Consider the following 3,479-nt stretch of genomic DNA (forward strand, 5'->3'; position numbering starts at 1 on the left):
ATCTCGCACCTCGATAACTGTACGTAAGATCAGTATAGTTCGTGGTAACTGACTGCTAATCATGGGTAATCAGGATTGCCTATATCCGGGAAGAGCTGTTGATCGTGCTCGGAACATCCTCATCGGAATCCGTATTGCCGCGCATGCTGATGAAAATGGAGGCGCTGGGCTGCAAAAAGTCAGTGGTGGGTCTGGTGATCCCGACCGGTTACTCATTCAACCTGGACGGCACCTCCATCTATCTGACCATGGCCGCCGTCTTCATCGCCCAGGCGACCAACACCCCGCTGGACCTGTTCCATCAGCTCACCCTGCTGGTGGTGCTGCTTATCTCCTCCAAGGGGGCGGCCGGAGTCACGGGGAGTGGCTTCATCGTGCTGGCAGCCACCATCTCGGCGGTAGGGCATCTGCCGCTGGCCGGGCTGGCGCTGATCCTCGGGATTGATCGCTTCATGTCGGAGGCGCGCGCCCTGACCAACCTCATCGGCAACGGGGTGGCGACCCTGGTGGTAGCTCGTTACTGCGATCAGCTCGACGAGGCCACCATGCAGGACGCCCTGGCGAAACCCGTGGTGGCAAGGCCGGTGGACCTGCGAAGCTGACCCAGGTTCCGGCGGCGATCATCACCCATGAAAAAACGGCCCGAGGGGGCCGTTTTTTATCTCTTTACGCAGGGCGCCTTACAGGCTCTGGGTGAAGGTGCGGGTGACCACGTCACGCTGCTGCTCCGGGGTCAGGGCGTTGAAACGCACGGCGTAACCGGAGACGCGGATGGTCAGCTGCGGGTATTTTTCCGGGTTGGCGATGGCGTCTTCCAGGGTTTCGCGGCGCAGTACGTTGACGTTCAGGTGCTGACCCCCTTCGACCACAGGCTCTTGCTGAACCGGCAGTTCACGGTATTCGAATTGACCCAGGTCGGAGAGGCTGACTTCCTGATCGGCGGCAAAGCTGTCGCCCTTGGCGCAGATGCAGCGAGCCTGTTGTTTCTCTTCGTCCAGCAGCCAGAAAGAGTTCAGCAGAGCGGCGTTGGCGGACTGGGTGATTTGGATGCCCTTGATCATGGTATGACTCCTCATAGGAAAGCGGATTCAACGGTAAGCACATTACCCTGATGTTTTTAAACCACCTCTTGGAAGGAATGATTTAACGGGGCCTTGCCTTACACCTTTACTTCGTTGGGGCCATATATACCACGACGGTAATATTACGAAAATTGATCCAAATCAATAAAACCCCATTTTGCGTGCATTGAAAGGGATTAAATCATTGAGTTGAATCAAAAACAGATCATTTTTCTGTTTTTGTAAGATATATGAATTATGCATTTTTTATTATTATTATCTAGTAATTTAACTACACCTTTAGGGTTTATTTCTGGCGTCAGAGAAAATCGGCCTGCCCATGAGGCTTGTCCGAAGGACGTCCTGTTATTCCTGTGTCGACGCAGTACCGGTCATTGCCCGTGAACGCCGCCGCCACTTCCCAGGCTGGCAAGGCTGAGCCTGACCTCCATGCGGTTGCGTCTTGGGGGCGAGGACCCTATCCTGAGCCCCTTGCTCTATTGACCGAGGAGATAGCGGTGCCAAGCTGGACAGAAGGCGGGGAGTGGGGAGAGGGAGAGGCTGGCATGCCAGCCAGGATGGAAGGAGTGGATTCGCAACGAGAGGAGACGGGTGTGCTGACCTGGAAAGATGTGATTGGTTCGGAGAAAGAGCAGGCGTATTTCATGGACACCCTGGCCACCGTCAGGGCCGAGCGGGAGGCGGGCAAGGTGATCTATCCCCCGGCGACCGAGGTATTCAATGCCTTCAAACTGACCGAGCTGGATGACGTCAAGGTGGTGATCCTGGGGCAGGATCCCTATCACGGCCCGGACCAGGCGCACGGCCTCTGCTTCTCCGTCTTGCCCGGAGTGCGCACGCCGCCGTCCCTCGTCAACATCTACAAGGAGATGCAGCGGGATCTGCCGGGTTTTGTCACACCCCATCACGGATTCCTGGAATCCTGGGCCAGACAGGGAGTGCTGCTGCTCAATACGGTGCTGACGGTACAGGCGGGCATGGCGCACTCTCACGCCCACCTGGGGTGGGAGACCTTTACCGATCGGGTCATCGAGCGGATCAATGCCCATTGCCAGGGAGTTGTCTTCCTGCTGTGGGGCGCTCATGCCCAGAAGAAAGGGCGCTTCATCGACCGGTCGCGCCACCATGTGCTGAGCGCCCCCCATCCCAGCCCGCTCTCTGCCCATCGCGGTTTCATCGGTTGCGGCCACTTCTCCGAGGCCAATCGCCTGCTGGTCCAGCAAGGACGCAGTCCCATCGACTGGCTCTCGGTCTGCGCCGATCCAGCGGCCTGACGCCGTGCATGCACAGGGGAAATGGTCTCCCCTGTGCCTCCTGTGGTGAGAGGCTGGTGCAGCCGCTGTCTGCATACGACTTGATTGAGTGCAAAGTTCAGGCAATAAATGACCGTATACTCGAGACAGACGTTTTCTCATTTCAGTGCAAGGAGTGCCCATGTTATCCAGTCTGCATAAGGACCACCTCAACATCACCCGGTTGCTGACGCTGCTCAAGCAAAAGCTGGCGGCCATTCGCAATGAGCAGCCGGTGAGCTACTTCCTGCTGCGGGATGTGGTGGATTATCTGCGCGAGGTATCCGACAAGTATCACCACCCGAAGGAAGACATGATTTATGACTACTACCTGAAATACAGGGTGGTGGAGGGGGAGGTGGCCAACCGGCTGCACGAGGAGCACGCCCGTCTGCTGGATGCAGGGACCGAGCTCAAGGAGATGGTGGAGATGATCCTGATGGACGCGGTCATCCCGCTGGATCAGTTCGTGGCCCGTCTGGAGCAGTTCATCGAGCAGCAGGAGGCGCACATGAACTATGAGGAAGGGGTCATCTTCCCCCATCTGCGCGACTCCCTGACCGAGGATGACTGGCGTCATCTCGAACAGCTCTGGCAGAACCGGGCCATCAATGATCCCCTGTTCGGGGCGGAGGTGAGCCAGCACTTCCAGGCGCTGGCCAAACAGCTCTCGCTGCCTGCAGCCTGACAGGAGGTTCACCCATAAAAACAGCGCCCCGGTCAATCCGGGGCGCTGTTTTTATGGCTCCACTCGCTGGAGTGAAACATGGGCGATGTGGGCGTATCAGAGCTCCAGGTCGTCCGATCCTTCATAGGCGATGTCGATGGCCTGCAGCTCCTTTTGCAGGCGGTGCTTGTCTTTAAGCGCCTCAATCTCACGCCATTTGCGTTTTTTTCCCGTTGTCCCGCGGCTACGTGAACCCAGCTCAACGACCTCGTCAAAATCGAAGTTGAACATGTCCATGGCTCCCTCCTTGGTTTTATGGTTTTCACCATCCGTATAACACGACGCCTTTGAAAATAAAACGTTTTTATACCAATCAGATTAAAGATGTGATCTAATTGCTCTATTCTGGTTTCACTGTACTCAGTATGTCCGATCCAA

Annotated in this window: 4 protein-coding genes and 1 pseudogene; 3 read left to right on the plus strand and 2 right to left on the minus strand. The window is 56.7% G+C overall.

Annotated features, from left to right (window positions below):
• Positions 1-74 precede the first annotated feature (74 nt).
• Positions 75-602, plus strand: a pseudogene (locus OKB81_RS19700) (cation:dicarboxylate symporter family transporter); the annotation flags it as partial.
• 78 nt (positions 603-680) lie between these two features.
• Here OKB81_RS19700 and grcA read toward each other — a convergent pair.
• Positions 681-1,061: an autonomous glycyl radical cofactor GrcA gene (gene grcA / locus OKB81_RS19705; protein ID WP_010673855.1), complete on the minus strand. Its 381-nt coding sequence runs from the start codon at positions 1,059-1,061 to the stop codon at positions 681-683.
• A gap of 614 nt (positions 1,062-1,675) precedes the next feature.
• On the opposite strand from grcA, the gene ung reads away from it, so the two are divergent.
• Together ung and OKB81_RS19715 are read left to right on the plus strand one after the other, a co-directional pair.
• Positions 1,676-2,356: a uracil-DNA glycosylase gene (gene ung / locus OKB81_RS19710; protein ID WP_048207174.1), complete on the plus strand. Its 681-nt coding sequence runs from the start codon at positions 1,676-1,678 to the stop codon at positions 2,354-2,356.
• Between the two features lie 160 nt (positions 2,357-2,516).
• Positions 2,517-3,062 carry a hemerythrin domain-containing protein gene (locus tag OKB81_RS19715; protein WP_041212588.1) on the plus strand — a complete coding sequence of 182 codons (546 nt, stop codon included), beginning with the start codon at positions 2,517-2,519 and terminating at the stop codon, positions 3,060-3,062.
• 96 nt (positions 3,063-3,158) lie between these two features.
• Here the strand turns inward: OKB81_RS19715 and OKB81_RS19720 are convergent, their stop codons facing one another.
• Entirely contained in the window at positions 3,159-3,338 is a 180-nt protein-coding gene (locus tag OKB81_RS19720; RefSeq protein ID WP_010673858.1) for a DUF3545 family protein, read from the minus strand.
• Positions 3,339-3,479: the final 141 nt, after the last annotated feature.

This window comes from Aeromonas sp. QDB56 (assembly GCF_027705505.1).
Classification (GTDB): domain Bacteria; phylum Pseudomonadota; class Gammaproteobacteria; order Enterobacterales; family Aeromonadaceae; genus Aeromonas; species Aeromonas caviae.

What these genes read in the sequence shown, in the direction of transcription:
- grcA (WP_010673855.1), bottom strand. Translation starts at nt 1,061, where the DNA reads ATGATCAAGGGCATCCAAATCACCCAGTCCGCCAACGCCGCTCTGCTG.
- OKB81_RS19715 (WP_041212588.1), top strand. Translation starts at nt 2,517, where the DNA reads ATGTTATCCAGTCTGCATAAGGACCACCTCAACATCACCCGGTTGCTG.
- OKB81_RS19720 (WP_010673858.1), bottom strand. Translation starts at nt 3,338, where the DNA reads ATGGACATGTTCAACTTCGATTTTGACGAGGTCGTTGAGCTGGGTTCA.